The sequence below is a fragment of the Paenibacillus xylanexedens genome, assembly GCF_001908275.1.
GTDB classification, from domain to species: Bacteria; Bacillota; Bacilli; order Paenibacillales; family Paenibacillaceae; genus Paenibacillus; species Paenibacillus xylanexedens_A.
Map to the genome: position 1 here is coordinate 5047498 of NZ_CP018620.1, position 18228 is coordinate 5065725.

The following is an 18228-nucleotide window of genomic DNA, read 5'->3' on the forward strand; positions in this document are numbered from 1 at the left end:
ACTTCCCCTTGACGAGCCCCGGCACGCCTGCGGAAAACTTCCTTGCTTGGAACGAAAATTCAGCAAAATCTGCTTCCTTCGGAGTTTTCAGACACTCCCTAATCAACGAAATGGATTAAAGGTTATGTGCTTTTTGAATTGTGAATTGTGAATTGTGAAAAACATCACTTGAGTAAAGGTTGTGCAACTATGTTCTCCGTGTGACCAAGGATGGCACTAATCACGGTGGAACCCCAATGTCTCAATGAGACATGACAATAGATAATGGCTATACCTATCCTGAACAATTCGAGGTGATTAAACGATGATCTGTACACACGAAGCGAAGGATGCCTGTTTCTCCAAAGTATCTCTGTTCCAGCATCTTGATCCATCCGAAGCTGCCTTGTTGATCTCCCTTCTGCATACCCGCATATATAACAAAGGCGAAGTTGTCGTCAAGGAGGGAGAACGCTCAGATACGCTTTATGTGGTTCATCAGGGATGTGTGAAGTTATCCAAATACAATGAAAATGGCAAGGAACATATTAGTCGGTTTCTGTTTCCCGGAGATTTCTTCGGACAAGATTCCCTGTTACACCAAAAACCACATGCCGCGAACGCCGAAGTTCTGGAGCCTTCAGCCATCTGCTCTATCAGTAAGCATGACTTTGACCAATTACTTGAACATGATCCAAAGCTTGCTTATCATTTCCTGCTTGCCATTACCAAGTTGCTCCGTGAAACAGATGAATGGAACAGCTCGCTAAGTGCGATGACAACGGAACAGAAGATTGCCAAGTTGCTTTTGTATTTCCATACCCGAAATCATGCAAAACATGAGATCCGCTTGCCTGTTTTCAAAAAAGATATGGCTCTGTTACTCGGGATCACACCCGAAACACTTAGTCGTAAACTTGCCATGATGCAAACTCAGGGACTGCTTCAGGTTACAGGAAACTGTATCCTTATTCTGCAATTGGAGCTGCTTAGGGAAAAAATTGAATCGCCTGCCGGAAGCCAATGAACTGGGTAAGAAAGCTTGTGGATGCGAGGAAGCTGTTTTGGCAAAAAAAGAGTATCCGATCAGAAATCACGCTGTTCGGATACTCTTTTTATATAAATTCAACTCATAGATCGGAAGCTTATTCTGTCATCTACAGATCCAACAACAGCGACACAAGCAATCCCATGGATGCAATTAAACCTACAACAGGTCCGCCCTCTTCAAAGGCTTCTGGCATCATCGTCGAGCAGATCATGGCAATGATTCCGCCACCTGCAAATGCACCAATCGCTGCACCCATCTCCTCTGGAAGCTGCTCCAGAAACAGATATCCACCCAGTGCTGCAATCGCGGAGATCAATAGTACACTAAGCCACATTAATATGATTTTGCCACGACTATACTTGCCCTGTAGTCCAACCGTACTGGACAGACCTTCAGGAATGTTGCTGACAAAGATCGATACTACCAGGACCACACTGACACCGTTACCGGCCAGCAAGCTGGCACCAAGCATGATGGATTCCGGGATAGCATCCATTACTGTTCCTGCAAAGATCCCAAGCCCGCTTTGGTTCGAGTCTCCCGACTTTGCCGAACGTTTACGCCCCGCCCCTCCCTTTGCAGAAACGAGCAAGTCAAACAGCGTGTACACGACGGCACCCGCCGTAAATCCAATGGCGGTAGGTATTATTCCTCCATCATTCAGCGCATCTCCGAGAAGTTCAAAGGTCGCTGCACCAATTAATGTTCCTGTCCCAAAAGCCATGATCCATCCAATGACTCGTTTGGGAATCTTCAGAAACAAGGCTGCGAGTGCGCCAATGACAACCGCTGAGGCAGAGATGCCGCCCCACATGAATGCAGTCCACATCCGGGCCGACCCCTCTCTTGTTTAATCATATTCTATCATTCCATTAACCCAGGTTGAGTAATCAAAAACAGTGATGTGGCTTTACGGTGATCTATATCACCTGATGTGTTTAAAAATCACGTTATGATGAAATAATGTCGTCGTTAAGATCTATGAACACAGAGAGGAAAGATTCTCATGAGTAGGGTAAACAAAGATACAACAGCAGAGTTTCTACAACAGTTCCCCATCTTTCAGGACCTTAGCCCCGAGGAATTAAAACAAGTCGAAGATATCGCCATTTCCAGAAGCATTCAGAAGAAATCGGTTATTTTCAGCGAAGGAAGCGAAAAAGAAGCTGTCTTTTTTATCCGTACCGGCATTGTAAAGGCTTATAAAACAGATGAGAACGGGCATGAACAGATTGTCTCTTTCCTCAAAACAGGAGATATGTTCCCACACACCGGCTTTTTTAATGCGCACCCTTACCCGGCTACCGCAGAAGCCATTACCCCTACCGAACTACTAGCCATACCTGTCCGACTTTTCGAACGATTAATGCTGAGCACACCTTCAATTGCGATCAAAATTATGCGTGTACTCGGTGACAAAATAAGAGAATTACAGGATAAATTGCAGGTGCTTTCCGGTCAGGATGTACGCAATCGTGTACTTTCCTTCCTTCTCATGCTCGCAGATCAGCACGGACAAATGCATGGAGACCAGATTATCATCAACCTGCCCATGACACATCAGGAGTTTGCCAATTCCATTGGAACTACAAGAGAAACAGCGAATCGGCTTCTAAACCAGCTTACCAAAGAGAACTTGCTCGAAGTGGATCGCAGCCGGATCATCATTCATGATTTGCAAGCTTTGAAGGAACAAAGGGATACGTGACCACCCTGCACCCCGATATTAGATGTTAGATGTCCTTTGCATAGGATGCTGCTGGCACTTTGTTTAACACCACGAACAAACGAACCTCCTGATCTCCTGTATTATGGAATGCGAACTCTACTTCACCGCCGCAATGGATCACATCCTCTTGTTTCACCGCTTGTTCTTTTTCATCCAGAATAAGTGTGCCTGTACCTTCGACTACCAGCAGAATAACGTCTGTGCCCGGATGTTTATGAACGGGAAGCTGCTGACCTGGCAGAAAATGAAGTACAAAGGTCACTCCACCACCCTGTTGGAATAAAACCCGTTTCGTGAAACGGTCCTCACTGAATGTTTTGACTTCTTGCAATGACGTAATACTCATGATAATCGTCCTCCTCGATAATATAATCTGTGAATACATTCATCTTATCGCAAGAAAGCCCGCGTTTCCTTGATCTGAATCAAGAAATGCGGGCAATGAACAAATCATGGTCGGTCCTTATGACCGTTTGTTTCTAAGATGGTTACACCATCATTTTGCGCAGAGAAGCGATATATCTCGAACGTATAATGATGAAATAAAACGTCTGTGCAAGGACAAAGGCACCAAAAACAGTCAACACCGGCATCGTATAATTGGTAATACCGAATTCAGTAAGAAATGGCTTAACCACGACCAAAGTTTCAATGATAGCTACCCCGATCGGTAAGAAGAACAGGATGGCAATCTGAACGGTGGATGATCGTTTCATTTCCTGGAAACTGAGACCCATTTTCGAAAGAGAATGCACCATCTTTCCATCCGCTTCAAGATCGGTATGCAGTCTGAAATACAAAAAGCTTGCAGAAGAGATCGAGAAGATTAATCCGATAAATATGCCCAGAAAGGTGAAGAGTGCTGTAGCCTGTCTGAATCTTTCAAAATCACCGTACCGCGTACTCAGATATCCAGAGTGGTTATCCGTTGAAGCGTTGCTGCTTCGAATGGAATCCGCGGAGGATAGAAGCTGATCGCTAACCATGGCTTCCGAAGAGTGGCGATCAGGTACAGCATGGCCCCATGCAGGGATCTGATACAGATATTTACCAGATATCATATTTTCTTTGATCTGTTGAGCAATCTCTTCATACTTCTCATCCGGGAGGACAACTACACCTGTAGCATAGAGTAGGGTTCCAAACTGTGGATCGATATCTGTATCCGTAACCCGAGCTTCCAGTGGGCTATCGTTCAGATTCAACGTCAACTTGTCTCCCTTCGCATAATTACGAAATCTGTTGCGCTCGATCTGACCCTGATCCTTCTCATTGCGGGTATCCACAAATAAGGCGGATCCGGTATCCAATTGGAACATCTTTCTCCCTTGTGTCAGATTGTATTGGTTGTAGTGACTAAGCGGCATAACCGAGACAGCACTCTGATCTGCAGAGGACCACAAATATTCCAGATATATCTGTTGATAATCCAAGCCTGCGGCTTCAAGTTTCGAATCAATAGCGCTCATATCCAATTGTTCTGTTGGTCTGAATACGTTGTATTGAATTGGAAAATCATTGTTCGTAAATTGTTCCCGGTTCTCCTGATCCAGTGACAAAATTACAACTGCACTCATTGAAGCAATCGCAATCACCACGGTCACCATAAAGAGCATGCGGGCATTATCCTTCATTTTATAACTCATCTCTGAGATCCATAACAGACGTGTACCCTGCCATACGGTTTTACGATTACGTTTCAATAAGCGAATGATCAGAACAGACAGTTGAGAGTAGAAAAAATACGTTCCCGCTATCCCTGTTACTGCTGCAAGCATGATTGTTCCGCCATTTAACCCGCTGCGGAGTACTACAAAACCTACTGTAAGTAATGCAAAACCCAAAAGTGAGAAGAACCATGAAGCTTTGGGCTCTTTTTTAGGTTTGTTGGTTCCCGTTAGAAGTTCTAACGTCCGTTTGTTTCCGATAAAAACCAATGTGAAAAGTGAAATGCAGAAAAATAATAACAGAAAGGCCCCGATCGTAATCAGAATCGCTTTCACGGGAAAATAAAAGGGCAGATCATCCATCCCGATAAAACGAGTGGTTAACATCAGGAACAACTTGGACAACAACATACCTCCGCCGATACCGGCAATGATGGACAGGCAGCCGATCAACATGTTTTCCAAAATGACCAATCTCCGAATCTGTGCGGGTTCTGCACCAAGTATGGTCAGAATGCCAAACTCTTTGTTCCGTGATTTGAGAAAAGCACTGATGGAATACATAACAAAGAAAAATGCAAACACATACACGATAACCGAAGCGATCTGCATCCCCGTAGCGGTTGTGTCACCCATTGGCAACTCTGTCACATACGGATGATAAATGAACACCGCATAAGCGAAGAAGATCATGACCATAAACACACTACTTAGAAAAAAAGCAATATACGCTCGCCCATTCCGGCGAATATTGTTAAACGCGAACTGAGGAAAGCTCATGTGAATTCCCTCCCCAGAAGGATAAAGTATCAATGATCCGCTGGAAAAACGTCTGTCGATTATCTCCGCGGTGTACCTCGGCTGCCAGTTTTCCGTCCTTGATGAACACGATGCGGTTGCAATAACTTGCCGCAAGCGGGTCATGTGTGACCAACATAATGGTCGTTTTCTCCTGCTGGTTAATCTGTTCAAGTGACTCCATGACCGCTTGGGATGACGTAGAATCCAGGGCACCGGTTGGTTCATCCGCCAAAACAATCGAAGGCATATTAATCATGGATCTCGCAATAGCTGTCCGCTGTCGCTGTCCGCCCGAAATTTCGTAGACTCGTTTATCCAGAATGTGATCAATCCCGAGCTTCGCTGTAATGCGATGTAGTCTGCTCTCCATCTCCTTTAGTTTGACCTTGTCCAGTGTCAATGGAAGTACAATATTCTCAGCAACCGTCAGTGTGTCCAACAGATTGAAATCCTGAAAGACGAATCCGAGTTCCCGACGCCGGAACATGGCAAGTTCTTTCTTTTTCATATCAAACGGGTTCATGCCATTAATCAGCACCTTGCCCGAGCTGGGTTCATCAATGGTGGAGACCATGTTTAACAATGTCGTTTTGCCGCTGCCCGACGGGCCCATAATACCCACAAACTCACCTTGCTTGATTGTCAGATGAATATCACTAAGGGCTTGAGTCTGCACTTTGCCCTGATATACTTTGTTCAGTCCTGATACCTGTAACATTTCCATGCGTAATTCCCTCCTAATTCATCATTCTTTATACGTTAATTCTATTCTTATCCTAACTGACCTCCCATAACGGTGCTATCGAATTACCTTAAACTTCCCTTACAACGCGTTTAAGGTTCTGTTCCCCTGCCTTCTCTATGACACTTCTGTGCATTAAAAAAAGCACCTCGCCCATGGGCAAAGCACTTTTTACTTCGGATATTTCGATTGAATCCAGCTGAATCTGACCAACGTTCCCTCATTTGGCTCCGAAAACAACTCGACACGGTTATCCAGGCGGGCACTGATCTCACGAACCAGATATAATCCCATTCCCGTAGATTCATGGTATTGTCTGCCCCGTTCACCTGTAAAATAGGGATTAAACACGCGATGAATATCCTCGGACGAGATGCCGATTCCCTCATCCTGAATGTCCAGGATTGTACGCTCTTCCTTTTTATAGCCTGTAATGATCACTTTTTTGCCTGATTTGCTATCGGAATAGTTCACGGCATTGGTCAAAATCTGGGTGAACATGAACCGCAGCCACTTGGAATCACTGTATATCTGAAGGTCGCCCTCCATACGGATATCCGGCGTAATGCCTCTGCGTATAAACAAACGTCGGTTCTCCGCTATACTGCTCCGAAGCACTTCTTGCAAAGACAACAGCTCCACACGAAAATCCCCTTCAAACTGTTCAAGCCTTGATGAATGCAAGACCATTTCAAGTCCTTTGCGCAGCTTATCCAGCTCATCCTGAATACTGCCCGCCGTCTCATCTTCTACATCTTCCAAGGTCAGTTGGATAATGGACAAGGGTGTCTTCATCTGATGAACCCAGCGATTCATGAATACCACCTGCTGTTCCTTACTGGTACGTAACTGACCCATCTCGTTCTGCCGATTACGCTCCAGTTCATGTAATAATTCCTGGATGGCTTCCGCCACGACCGAATTTCCAAGCGTTTGGAAAGGCTCGTTTACAAGTTTACGTGGTTGTTGAAGTAGACGGTAATATGCTCGCAACTGGAAGTAACGAGTGACCAGATAAACCATCAATACCACGATACTGATCAGCATGCCATAGAGAACAATCTTCATCGGACGGCCCTCACCAGAGAGCCAGTAGACACACGGAACCAGCAGCATCTGTAACACATAAAATCCGACTAACATCTGGTGGTCTTTCAGGAAAAGTCTCATTTCCCTTTTCCCTGTGCGGATGAACCCAGATCCAACACACGATAACCCGCTCCGCGAACCGTCTCCAAAATCTCTTCTGCACCCAGCTCCTTCAACTTCCGGCGAACACGTGTAATATAGACATTCAACGTATTATCATCAATAAAATGCTGATCTTCCCACATCTGTTCTAGCAATTTTTCTCGGCTGACAACTCGCCCTGCCTTCGCCATCAGCGCTTCCACCAGTATCGCTTCCTTCTGTGTCAGCTCGGTAGAACGCTCCTCATATTCCAATACAAATCGCTCAGGATAAAGGATCATGGGACCATTCGTCACTGTTATTTCCTGTTGAACAGCAGCGTAAGAACCATAGGCTCTGCGTAGCTGACTACGGACTTTGGCAAGAACGACTTCATATTGAAAAGGTTTCGTAATATAATCATCCGCTCCATGTTCCAACGCCATAATCTGATCCATACCACTATCACGAGCCGATATGAATAAAATGGGACATATGGAATGTGTGCGTATCTGCCTGCACCAATAGTATCCATCATATTGAGGCAAATTCACATCCATCAGCACAAGGTCCGGCTTCACTTCCACAAATTCATCCAGTACATGACGAAAATCATCGGTGACCTGTACCTGGAATCCATTTCGGGTCAGATAAGCCGCCAGCAATCCTGCTAACTTGGCATCATCTTCAACCAACAATATCGACTGCATCGTTAACCCTCTTTCCGTTTCCTGACGTCAGTGTATCACATCTAGTTACCCATTCTAGTCGGAAACGGCTTGAAAATAAAGGTTTAGACCACGAGACGCCCCCTCTTCTCTGCCAAACCAATGATAGCTTCCACCCCTGAATTAAACTCAAGAAAATCCTGCTCGACCCCATCACTGAAAATCACACCATCCTCTGGCATCTGGGATACAATGTGCAATGGCTGCTTCGAATGAATCTGTCCAAACACCAGATTGGCCGCTGTCGTTCGGCTCGGAAACGGTTCACGTACTGAAAAATATAAGTAAGGCGCATCCCAGTTAAAATGATTCAACTCTTGCCTGCTTCCATGAATGGATGCGGATGCTGTAGCTACCTCAGCTTCGGAATTCATGTTCTGCCATGCAGCTGACCCAACAATCCCGGTGGCTCCCGCCAGCACACTTTTGAACCAGCCTGTTGATCCCATGCCTGTGGATACAATGATACCACTGGAGGATTGTTGTTCTGCGGATGAACCCAAACGCACTTCATAACGTGCCGATACATGCGTCTTCCGACCAATGAACAGATCATTCACACCATATAGATACTGTCCATCATTGAGTTCTACTTTGGCGAGAGTGACTTCTTTCAAGGTTCGTTGCTTTCGAATGACATCAGGAACAATGAAGCTGAGATCCTCTACGGTAAAAGGTAATAACACGCCATCCCACCGCATCGGGTCCGGGTTCATACCAATGAGCGGCTGCTCGGTTACGTATTTGAGGGTGTTGGCTACAAGCCCATCCTGTCCGACCACGACCACGATATCCTGCTCTCCAAAGATAAAATTGGGCACATGTTCTCGATCAATGGTCTGTACACGACCCAATTGTCCCAGTTGCTGCTGCGCCTGCTGTACGGATAACCGATAACGACGGTCTTCCTCCATATAATCACTGAAATCTGCTCCCAGACGTTCAATATAGAACTGCGCTTGTTGCACCGTGTTATATCGAACCACCAGCTCTTCCAGTCTGGTCCGGCGCTTCACCAGAATCAGTTTATGTTCGCTCATTCGATCATCTGCCGCAGTCTGCTGACGTACAGATTTCCCTGCCTGCTCTGCTTGCTCTCTTCTTCCTAATCTCATCTCGCTCGACCTCCCTGATCTCTGCCCTGCACAGGAGACATCAATCCCTGCAACAGATCTGGCGAGATATTAAGTTGCCCAATCTTGCCTGCATTTTCAGCCAGTTCCTGGAACGCTAGTGCGATCAGCTTATCAGAATTCATGCCCATGTTTGCCATTGCTTGCAGTACATTTGGCTGTACATTTTGCAATGAGTTCATCACGGCAGCAATCTCATACGCTTTAGCATCTGCTTCGGCATTGTGATTGGCAATGGTTAACTCAATCAGTTGCTGCTTACGTTCCTCCATCGCTGTATTAAACTGAAGCTGCTCCTGCTCCATCTCATTTTGTTTCTGTTTCACCGAGCGTTCTGTCTGCAATTGGGTCTCACGAATTTGCTGTTTTTTTGTCTCTACGGCAATTTCGGTGTTCAGTTCGTTCTCTTTCACTCGTCTTTCCTGTTCAATGGAGGCATTGCGACGCACATAGAGCGCTTCATCTGCCTGACGCAAAATCTCTTCCCGCGCTTGTGCTTCCAATGCACGCATCGTCTCTTTATTAGGCAGAATGGCAAGTATCGATAGACTCATCAACTCAACGCCCAGTTTCTCCAACTCTTCACTTTGCACAACTTCGCGTTTCATGCTGCTCGCCAGCCGTTCACTGAATTGAATAGCTTCTTTCAGCGGCATTTGTTCCAGATGTTTCTTGGTCAGTACTTTGGCTGTGGTGATCACCCGTTGATCCAGCTTGCCGGGGTCGTCGGAAATATACCGATTCTTGCGCAAATTGTACGTGTAATTTAGGCTCTGGGTTATTTTCAAATAATCCACTATTCGATAGCTTAACTGCCCTTGCACAGTAACGGTCTGATAATCCGCCGTAATCTCTTCAAACATGAATGGTACATCCACCGAGGACACGGGTAGAACCACTACCGATGTGGTCGGCTCATAATAATAGAAGGACAATCCTACACCTTGACGTTGTACCTCACCATTTTTCACTTTCATGACATATTCACTGGGTTGAAATTTCGCAAATCGGAATCCAAACATGGCTCATTCCCCATTTCTTGATATTGTCGTTTTGATATTATCGAAATGATAACAAATGAATTCGATATTGTCAATACGACATTAACAAAATGTTTATATGCCTATTTAAAGAAAGCGGGTCCGTTCTATATAAGTTGAACTAAAGATTATTTACACTGACACTCCGATGACAGAATAACCTTCTAATCGCTGTTATCCCCATATTTTTTCGATTCCCTTTTCTAAAGGGAAAATCCGGTGATAAAGGCGAACGCTTCGCTTTTTCAGTTTTTTCTGTCCTCTCCGTTATCGTGTAAATCAATAGTTAAACTTATATAATCTCTTTTCACAAAAAATAAAGAGACCGAATCCTATGATCCGATCTCTTTACCTGCTTCGTTATTTTCTATTCATGAGTGTTGATAATGCCATCAAGCATCACCCTTCATAATCAAAAGCGGGCTTTTTGAACTACCTCTAATACAGTTGTTCCATCAGCCTAGCGACTGCAACAGCTCCCTGTGCACGGTTCGCTGTTTCTTTCGGAGCAAACGTGCCATCAGGCATGCCATTTAGCAGTCCAAGTTGTTGCATCGAGGCTACAGCTTCTTTTGCATATCCGGCGATCTCAGCATTGTCTACAAACACCATATTTCCTTGTGCAGAATTGGTCGCATCCTCACGCTGCACAACCTTCAGTGCTCTGTTCAGCATAACGGCCATATCTTCTCGTGAAATACGTTCATTCGCTCCAAAGCTTCCATCTGCTCGGCCTTGAATAATGTTCATTTCAATTCCAAGTCGTACTGAATCGGCATACCACTGCCCTTCCTTCACATCTGTTGGGACCGAAATAGAAGGATCCGGCTGGCGTGTATCACCAATACCTTTAATAATCATTTGCAAAAATTGTGCTCTGGTCAGTTCACCTTGTGGGGCAAAACGAGTTGCGCTCATCCCCGTAATAATCCCTTTACCATATAGGTTCTGCACTTCTTGGAGAGCCCAATTGTGATTTTGCAGATCAAGTAACAGCACTTCAATTTCTGCAATGACATAACTGCTGGATTCCAGCGGTTTGAACGTCATCGTTTTGGTCTTGTCATCGTACTTGGAATACGTAACAGGTTTCATTTCTCCACTTGTGGATATGGAATGTACAACCATAACTACATCATTCTTTTTAGGTTGCTCCACATTGGATAGAGCAACTTCAACCGCTCTGTTTGTCCATTGCAATGGCTTATTGTTCATTAACAAATTCACATCAACAATTGCATGATCACCGATCGCTGCTTTTTGCGATATGGACAGTGTATCTGTCGATCCTTTTGCCACTACGATGTCGAACGTTCCCGCACTCTCCGCAATAGTTAGCGGGAGTGATTTTAGAGGAACACGAACGGTAGTCTGTCCTACGACTACATCCAGGGATTTCACTTCCTCCGAACGAATCCATGCTGCCAGTTGACTTGCAGCCAACTGGAATGTGACTGTCTTGGCTGTGTCGGGTACATCTGCAACCAGTTTCAACGTACGATTTCCTGCATCCATGGATTGCAGTGCGTGAGTTAATTGAGATACATCTGGACGAATAGAATACTTTTCATCCCCGGTTGCTGTTCCTTTTACCGTGATCGAACCCTTCTCTGGTACAGTACCAGGTTCAGCCGGTGTTGTTACAGCCGGATTCCCCGTTGAAGGGGCTGTTCCCGGGTTGGACGGTTGTGATGGTTCACTTGGTTGTGATGGCTGGCCAGGGCCAGGTGTTACATCTTGACGTACAAGCTTACTCACAGCATCTTGTAACGCACGATCCGCATTGCTTACATCTTGCGTTGAAGATTCAACATCCAGAATGAATGCCTTCGCTTCAGAAAGTGCCTTACTGAATACATTCCAGCTTGATGTCGTGTATTCGGTTTGTTTTAATTTCTCAGCGGTATCTACAGTAGTTTGCAGTGCAGATTTGTCCGCCGGGAACGTACCGTAAGCTTCAAATTCCATGAATCCTACCCATGTGGGACCTGTTTTAATTGTTACTCGAATATAACGTCCCTCCGTGCCTTCTGGAAGTACATGGCTAGGTGCGGTCGATACAACAACATCACTTGTGGTGTCCACTACTTTCACAAAATTTTTGTTATCGTTGGACACTTCGATCGTATATTTGATACCGCCACTCCACATCGACATTTCGATTTTGCGGAGGTTAGCAACCTGACCCAAATCCACTTGCCACCAGCTATCCTTACTCTGGTCTGTTCCCCATGAAGTGTTCGGATTGTTGTCAATTGCACCTTCAGGAGAGTTGGCTTGGTTGCCTCCAGTCCCTGCACTACTTGAAGCCGTTGCCGTTTTCCCCGTTGTTAAAGCCTCCAGAGAGACCAGATTAGTAAAGGCTTGTTTCAACGTACTCAGTGCTGAATTCACCTCAGACTGGACAACAGCATTGTTATCTCGGACCTGGATCGCTGCCTGCAAAGACTGTTCCAATACAGACCAGCTCCGGCGTGTATAGGAAGATTTAGTCTGCTGCTGCATTTGTTGAATGTACTGGTGCAGTTGTGTTTTGTCCACATTGGATAGACCTTGAATGGCATCATGCAAACGTTTAACCGCTGTATTCGCATCCGTCTGTGTTGCTCTTGGATCATTCAAGACCTGATCAGCGCCTTCCAGCGCTTTGGTCAATACCGCCCAAGTGGCCGCAGACCAGTCAGTCTGCAGATACGTACGCGCTTCCGCTATTTTAGCTCTGAGCTCGTCAAGCTGCGGGGCGATAACCTGCATCTGCTGCATCACACGTTCCAATGCTGCTGTCGCTGCATCTGTATCTGCTTGAGTCACCCCGCCCGGCGTGTATGCCTGTTCGTATACATCATTCGCTGTCGAGATTGCCGGAGCCAGAGTCACCCAGCTTCCCGGAGTAAAATCAGTCTGTACCAATGATTCGGCTCGTGTAAGTGCCGCATCAAGTTGCTGGCGGTCTGCGGGCAGAAGACCCAATCCACGTTTGTACACATCAAGGGACCATAACGCTCTGCCTTCATACGAATGCCCGCCGTTGGCCGGAAATTCATCGTAGTCAAACATCGCTTGGTTCTCCCATGCATTACCTTCGGATGCAATCCAGCCTACTCCCGCCGGAATCCACGCTGGCTCCCAGTAGAAGAAACCTGCGCCATGATTTCCTGGCACGTTCGCAATCATGTCCATAATGCCAGCGATGGCATCATATTGACCTTGAACGGTTGCGGGGAAGTCTGCTCCCCCTACATGAAGCGCTTCGTCCGATCCGATGATATTTCCATGAGCGTCCCCGTTTTTGTAGGAAAACGGATAGGACGTTTCAGCGATAATGACATCTTTGCCAAACTCGACTGACACTTTATTCATCGTTTTCTGTACATCAGCAAACGTCCCATGCCAGAACGGGTAATACGATAGTCCGATAATGTCATATTCCAGTCCGCCATCCCTTAACTCTTTAAAGTACCATTTGAACGTATCCACCTTGCCACCTTCAGCCAGATGGATCATAATCTTCACCTTATCCGCGTTATCGGTGATTTCTCCTTCTACTGCACGTACAGCATCAATTCCGCTTTTCAGCAACGCAACATTTTGCTTAAAATCCACGTCGCTGCTCAAGCCGTTCAGAACACCACTGTTGATCTCGTTACCGATCTGCACCATATCAGGCATGGCGCCCTCTGCTTTCATGTCTCCCACAACTTCATACGTATAGTTGTATACGGCCTGCTTCAGCTCTTCAGGGGAAAGACCTTCCCAAGCTTTGGGACGAAGCTGCTGGCCTGGGTGCGCCCACTCATCGGAGTAATGGAAATCCAGCAAGATCTTCATACCTTTTTTCTTCACTCGCTTGGCCAAACGAATGACATCGTCCTTGTCGTTGTATCCCCCTGATTTCTGTGGATCATTCCACAGACGAAGACGCACGTAATTGACACCGCGATCCTTGAGAATATCGAGCAAATCACGCTCTGTACCGTTGCTGTCCACGTATTTGCCACCTTTGTCCTCAATGGCAGTCAACGTGGAAATATCGACACCTCTAACATAGTCTGCACGATACCCCTCAACGATCACCTTAGCTTTAAGCTGAGGCTCTGGAGGCGCACCATATACAACCCCTGTAACCGTAAAATTGCCCGCAGAGGCGTATTCCAAAGGGTCGATATTATCCCATGTCACAGGTACCATACCCGATTTTCCATTCTGGAACTGTGCCTTTACCTCGTTGGGCAGAATTGGCGCACTTCTGGTCACCGTTCTCACTTCGATCTCATCATATCCTTTAATATTGGCTGGTTCAGTTCCTTCTGCTTCTCCCCACACTTTGAACTCCAATATTTCCGGCCAAACTCCCTCACCCTTGTAAAAGGAGATGTTCAGTCTGATGTATCGTACATCATTCTGCTCAAACGTCAGATCAGCGATCTGTTTAGGATCGGCATTTTCACTTTGATCAACAACTTTGGTCCATGCCTGCTGGTCAGCAGATGTTTCTACCATATATTTCACAACCGTGTTTTCTCTCCACGTTATTTCCGCTCCGGACAGATTGTAGGCCTCACCCAGATCAATCATGACCCACTGTGGTTGTTCCGTTGTCACTCCAGCCTTAGCAGCCCAATGCGTGTCACTTTTACCATCAACCAAGTGCTCCTTCTTACTCCCCCACTCCAAATATTCTGTGCTTACCGTAACCTGCTTGTTAAGTGCCACGTTGACTTTTGCATCTTCTGCAGCCGCTGGACGAACCATCAGTCCCAGATCACAGAATAGCATCAGTAACACCAGACACCCGCTTATGTACCTTTTGTTCACTCTTGATCTCCCCCTTTTTGTGTTTGATTGTGCATGGATCAATGAATGTTATGAATCCTCCTCATTGTAAGCGCTTAATAGTGATAGGCGACACGGCATAATCCAAAGGAAACAGCAGTTATTTTAACAATATGATCCTGTGACAGTTACATTTGAGCTATATTAATCACACTATTTTGCAAGAGAAACAAAAAAATCTGTCCGTCTACCGTAAGGCAGAACAGAACAGATTTTCAGGTATATGATCATTGTTACACTTATTTAGAAAGTTTCAATTCAAGCTGTACCTGGATATCATTTTCAGTTGAGAGCACAACGGAGTGTGGATTTTCCATTCCGAAATCTTCAAACGTTACCATCGATGTCGCCGACAACAATACTTCGTTATTCTCATAAGCAGCTTTTGCGTCAAAAGTTACTTCTTTTTCAATACCTTTAACCGTAATCGTACCATTCATTTTGATATCAACCGTTTGACCGACAGGCCATTCCGCAGGTACCCCTTCAAATGAAGTCGCTGTAAAAGTTGCCTGTGGATACGTAGCAATGTCGAAGAAATCCGCTTGCTTCACGTGACCATCACGCTGTCCATTCCCGGAATCAATGCCGTCCATCTCGATCTGTCCTTCTGCCTTCATCTGAGAAGCATCGTCTACATTAATTGTCCAATTCCCTGTTACCTGCTCGTCCACAAAATTAACCGTCTCCTGTGAAGTGGTTACGGAGAAGTATACTTTGGAACCTTCGCTGATGTTCCAGTCTCCGTTCAGTTGCTCTGCTCCTGCAGTTTCATTGGCTACAGCCGTTCCTGTGCTATCTACAGTTGTTGTGGAAGTTGCTGTGCTGGCAGGAAGCACCTGTTCAATCTCCACGTTGTTCCCCAAGTAGCTATTTGCGAGATAGTAACCACCGCCACCAATTACGGCAACCGCCGCCACACCTGTAATAAGCCATGCTTTTGCTTTCTTGTTCATCTGTATGTTTCCTCCAGTATATTATTGTTTAGGTTGCTTGTTGGAGTGAATCATATCAATTGAATGTGTCAGGAAGAAGTCAAGATAAGACAAGTCCCATATTTTTTTCAAATCCGTAATACAGGATTGGCTTTACGCTCTAGCTCATGTAAAATCAGTACAAGTTTACTCAGCGAAAGGAGAACGCTTTTTTTGAAATCCATACTTATCGTCGAGGATGAGCAAGCTATTGCACGAGTACTGGCTGCTTATCTGAGAAAAGCAGAATTTGAAGTTCATCATGCAGCAGATGGACCGACTGCACTTACCCTTTTTGATACCGTAACGCCTTCCCTGGTATTACTTGATGTGATGCTGCCAGGAATGGACGGATGGGATCTGCTGCGGATTATTCGTGAAAAAAGTGCTTGTCCCGTGATCATGCTTACTGCACTGGATGACATTTCAGACCGTCTCAACGGACTAAATGCCGGTGCTGACGATTATATGAGCAAACCTTTTGTACCGGAAGAAGTGGTCGCCAGAGTTAATGCGGTGTTGCGCCGTAATCCACATTGGACCTCTGGTGGCGAAGAGAAGCGTTCCTTTGGAAATCTCGTCATTGATCTTGCTGCCAAGCAGGTGCTGCTGAACGGTGCAGAGGTTGCACTCACACCTCGTGACCTGTCGTTACTGTTCTTCCTGTCCGATTATCCGAATCGTACATTTACCAGAGATCATCTTATTGAACAGGTATGGGGGATGGACTATGATGGCAGTGACCGTGCTGTGGATCTGTCGATTAAACGACTTCGTCAAGCCCTCTCCCACTGGTCGCCAGAGACGGGAGAAATTCGGACGTTGCGAGGAATGGGGTATCAATTTTGGATCGCCAACTGAAACAGAAAAAAAACAAACGGACGATATCCATTCTGTCACACTGGACACTGCGATATTTTCTCATTTTGTGCATTGGTTTCACGATTATTGCGGCAGGGGCACTCTACTGGATTCGAACAACTTCCATTGAGAAAAGCCTCAAAACCGCAGAACTGCTTGGTCTGGAGATTGCCGATCATGTGACCAGTGAAAATAATATACTTCGTGTTCCACCCGATCTTGACAGACTGGTAACCAAGCGAGAGAAACTATTTAATACAGATCATTATTTTTGTGTCATGATCTTGGACAATAACAATCAATTGATCTTTTCCCAGCCTAAAATGGAGCAAAAAGATGTGCATTATCGACTGTCAGACGACTATCTTGAACCGCGAAACAACAAATATGCAGGTGTAACGGTCAACATATCCGAAGGCGATCAAACCTTGGGTAAAGTATGGGTCATGCAGTCCAAACAATCCATTACATTTGGTCCAGAGACGATATGGCTCGTGGCTCTAATCCTCGGAGGACTAATCCTCTGTGGATGGCTTACAATCTATCTCCTGTCCAATAAGTTATCCAGACCTATTCGTCAGGTCGCCTATGCCGCTGAGCAGATTCGAGGTGGAAATTATGATGTGAGCCTTGACTTGAATACACGAGAACGTGAGATCAATGAACTTGTAAATTCATTCCGAGATATGGCGACTCGTCTCCGACAACTCGAAGAATGGCGTACACTTTCGCTGGCAGGAGTAAGTCATGAACTCAAGACACCGGTAACTTCCATCAAGGGGCTCGTTATGGCAGTACGTGACGATGTCGTGAGTCCACAGGAAGGTAAAGAATTTTTGGATATCGCTTTGAAGGAATCTGAACGCATGGAGCGAATGGTCGCAGATTTGCTTGACTATAACGCCATGGCTGCAGGAAGTGTTGCCGTTCGCAAGGAACGGACGGATCTGAAACTGTTGGTCGGTGAGATCATCTATCAGTGGAAGATTGCCTATGAGGACAAAATGCCAGAGGTTCAGCTGCACTCCCCTCCAGTCAACTTCTTTACCATGGGGGATGCTCTGCGCATTCAGCAGATCATTGTTAATCTGCTCAATAACGCACTTCATGCCACAGCTCCTGAACAAAAGGCTGTCTTCGATATTTATCTACACGCAGAAGAACAGATGCTGTACGTTGATGTTAAGGATCACGGCACAGGCATCGCAGCCGAAGAACAACCCAAAATCTTCGAACGGTTCTATCGTGGAGAACTCAAAAAACGTCGTAACCGTGGTCTGGGTCTAGGATTAACATATAGCCGCCTACTCGCTCAGGAACAGGGCGGTGAACTGACACTTGTCTCCAGCAGCCCGGAAGGCAGCATGTTCAGATTAAGCCTGCCACGCTGGACTGCAACACAAGAAGCCATCAATACAGAAAAAGCATACGGAGCAACCGTTAAAGTATAACGCATCACGCTAACATTGAAATAGCCCAGAACTCCATTCAGGAGACTGGGCTATTTCAATGTTGTTCCT

14 protein-coding genes are annotated in these 18228 nt (G+C 45.8%); 4 read left to right on the forward strand and 10 right to left on the reverse strand.

Annotation, left to right across the window (positions count from 1 at the left end; genetic code table 11):
* The first annotated feature begins 304 nt into the window (after window positions 1–304).
* Window positions 305–1006: a Crp/Fnr family transcriptional regulator gene (locus BS614_RS21985; protein WP_074095575.1), complete on the forward strand. Its 702-nt coding sequence runs from the start codon at window positions 305–307 to the stop codon at window positions 1004–1006.
* Between the two features lie 130 nt (window positions 1007–1136).
* Here the strand turns inward: BS614_RS21985 and BS614_RS21990 are convergent, their stop codons facing one another.
* Window positions 1137–1859: a ZIP family metal transporter gene (locus tag BS614_RS21990; protein ID WP_017687819.1), complete on the reverse strand. Its 723-nt coding sequence runs from the start codon at window positions 1857–1859 to the stop codon at window positions 1137–1139.
* Window positions 1860–2036: 177 nt separating this feature from the next.
* Between BS614_RS21990 and BS614_RS21995 the strand changes: the two genes are divergently transcribed.
* A complete protein-coding gene (locus tag BS614_RS21995; RefSeq protein ID WP_074095576.1) occupies window positions 2037–2738 on the forward strand; it encodes a Crp/Fnr family transcriptional regulator in 702 nt (233 codons plus the stop codon).
* A gap of 25 nt (window positions 2739–2763) precedes the next feature.
* Here the strand turns inward: BS614_RS21995 and BS614_RS22000 are convergent, their stop codons facing one another.
* From BS614_RS22000 to BS614_RS22040, 9 genes are all read right to left on the reverse strand, one after another.
* Window positions 2764–3105, reverse strand: coding sequence for a cupin domain-containing protein (locus BS614_RS22000; protein ID WP_074095577.1), 342 nt, complete (start codon window positions 3103–3105; stop codon window positions 2764–2766).
* Window positions 3106–3247: 142 nt separating this feature from the next.
* Entirely contained in the window at window positions 3248–5206 is a 1959-nt protein-coding gene (locus BS614_RS22005; RefSeq protein WP_074095578.1) for an ABC transporter permease, read from the reverse strand.
* Entirely contained in the window at window positions 5181–5951 is a 771-nt protein-coding gene (locus tag BS614_RS22010; protein WP_017687815.1) for an ABC transporter ATP-binding protein, read from the reverse strand. The genes BS614_RS22005 and BS614_RS22010 overlap by 26 nt, the downstream gene beginning before the upstream one ends.
* A 189-nt stretch (window positions 5952–6140) precedes the next feature.
* Window positions 6141–7139, reverse strand: coding sequence for a sensor histidine kinase (locus BS614_RS22015; protein WP_074095579.1), 999 nt, complete (start codon window positions 7137–7139; stop codon window positions 6141–6143).
* Complete coding sequence (locus BS614_RS22020; RefSeq protein ID WP_074095580.1) at window positions 7136–7849, reverse strand: response regulator transcription factor; 714 nt, start codon at window positions 7847–7849, stop codon at window positions 7136–7138. The genes BS614_RS22015 and BS614_RS22020 overlap by 4 nt, the downstream gene beginning before the upstream one ends.
* An 83-nt stretch (window positions 7850–7932) precedes the next feature.
* Window positions 7933–8907 carry a diacylglycerol kinase catalytic domain-containing protein gene (locus BS614_RS22025; protein ID WP_074096952.1) on the reverse strand — a complete coding sequence of 325 codons (975 nt, stop codon included), beginning with the start codon at window positions 8905–8907 and terminating at the stop codon, window positions 7933–7935.
* 71 nt (window positions 8908–8978) lie between these two features.
* Window positions 8979–10022 carry an SPFH domain-containing protein gene (locus tag BS614_RS22030; protein ID WP_074095581.1) on the reverse strand — a complete coding sequence of 348 codons (1044 nt, stop codon included), beginning with the start codon at window positions 10020–10022 and terminating at the stop codon, window positions 8979–8981.
* Between the two features lie 456 nt (window positions 10023–10478).
* Window positions 10479–14855, reverse strand: a complete 4377-nt coding sequence (locus BS614_RS22035; protein ID WP_074095582.1) for a glycosyl hydrolase 53 family protein — start codon at window positions 14853–14855, stop codon at window positions 10479–10481.
* Window positions 14856–15112: 257 nt separating this feature from the next.
* Window positions 15113–15829, reverse strand: a complete 717-nt coding sequence (locus BS614_RS22040) for a YceI family protein (RefSeq protein ID WP_074095583.1) — start codon at window positions 15827–15829, stop codon at window positions 15113–15115.
* Between the two features lie 192 nt (window positions 15830–16021).
* On the opposite strand from BS614_RS22040, the gene BS614_RS22045 reads away from it, so the two are divergent.
* Both BS614_RS22045 and BS614_RS22050 read left to right on the forward strand, forming a co-directional pair.
* Complete coding sequence (locus tag BS614_RS22045; RefSeq protein WP_036613325.1) at window positions 16022–16708, forward strand: response regulator transcription factor; 687 nt, start codon at window positions 16022–16024, stop codon at window positions 16706–16708.
* Window positions 16693–18159, forward strand: a complete 1467-nt coding sequence (locus BS614_RS22050) for a HAMP domain-containing sensor histidine kinase (RefSeq protein ID WP_074095584.1) — start codon at window positions 16693–16695, stop codon at window positions 18157–18159. The genes BS614_RS22045 and BS614_RS22050 overlap by 16 nt, the downstream gene beginning before the upstream one ends.
* The last annotated feature ends 69 nt before the right edge of the window (window positions 18160–18228 follow it).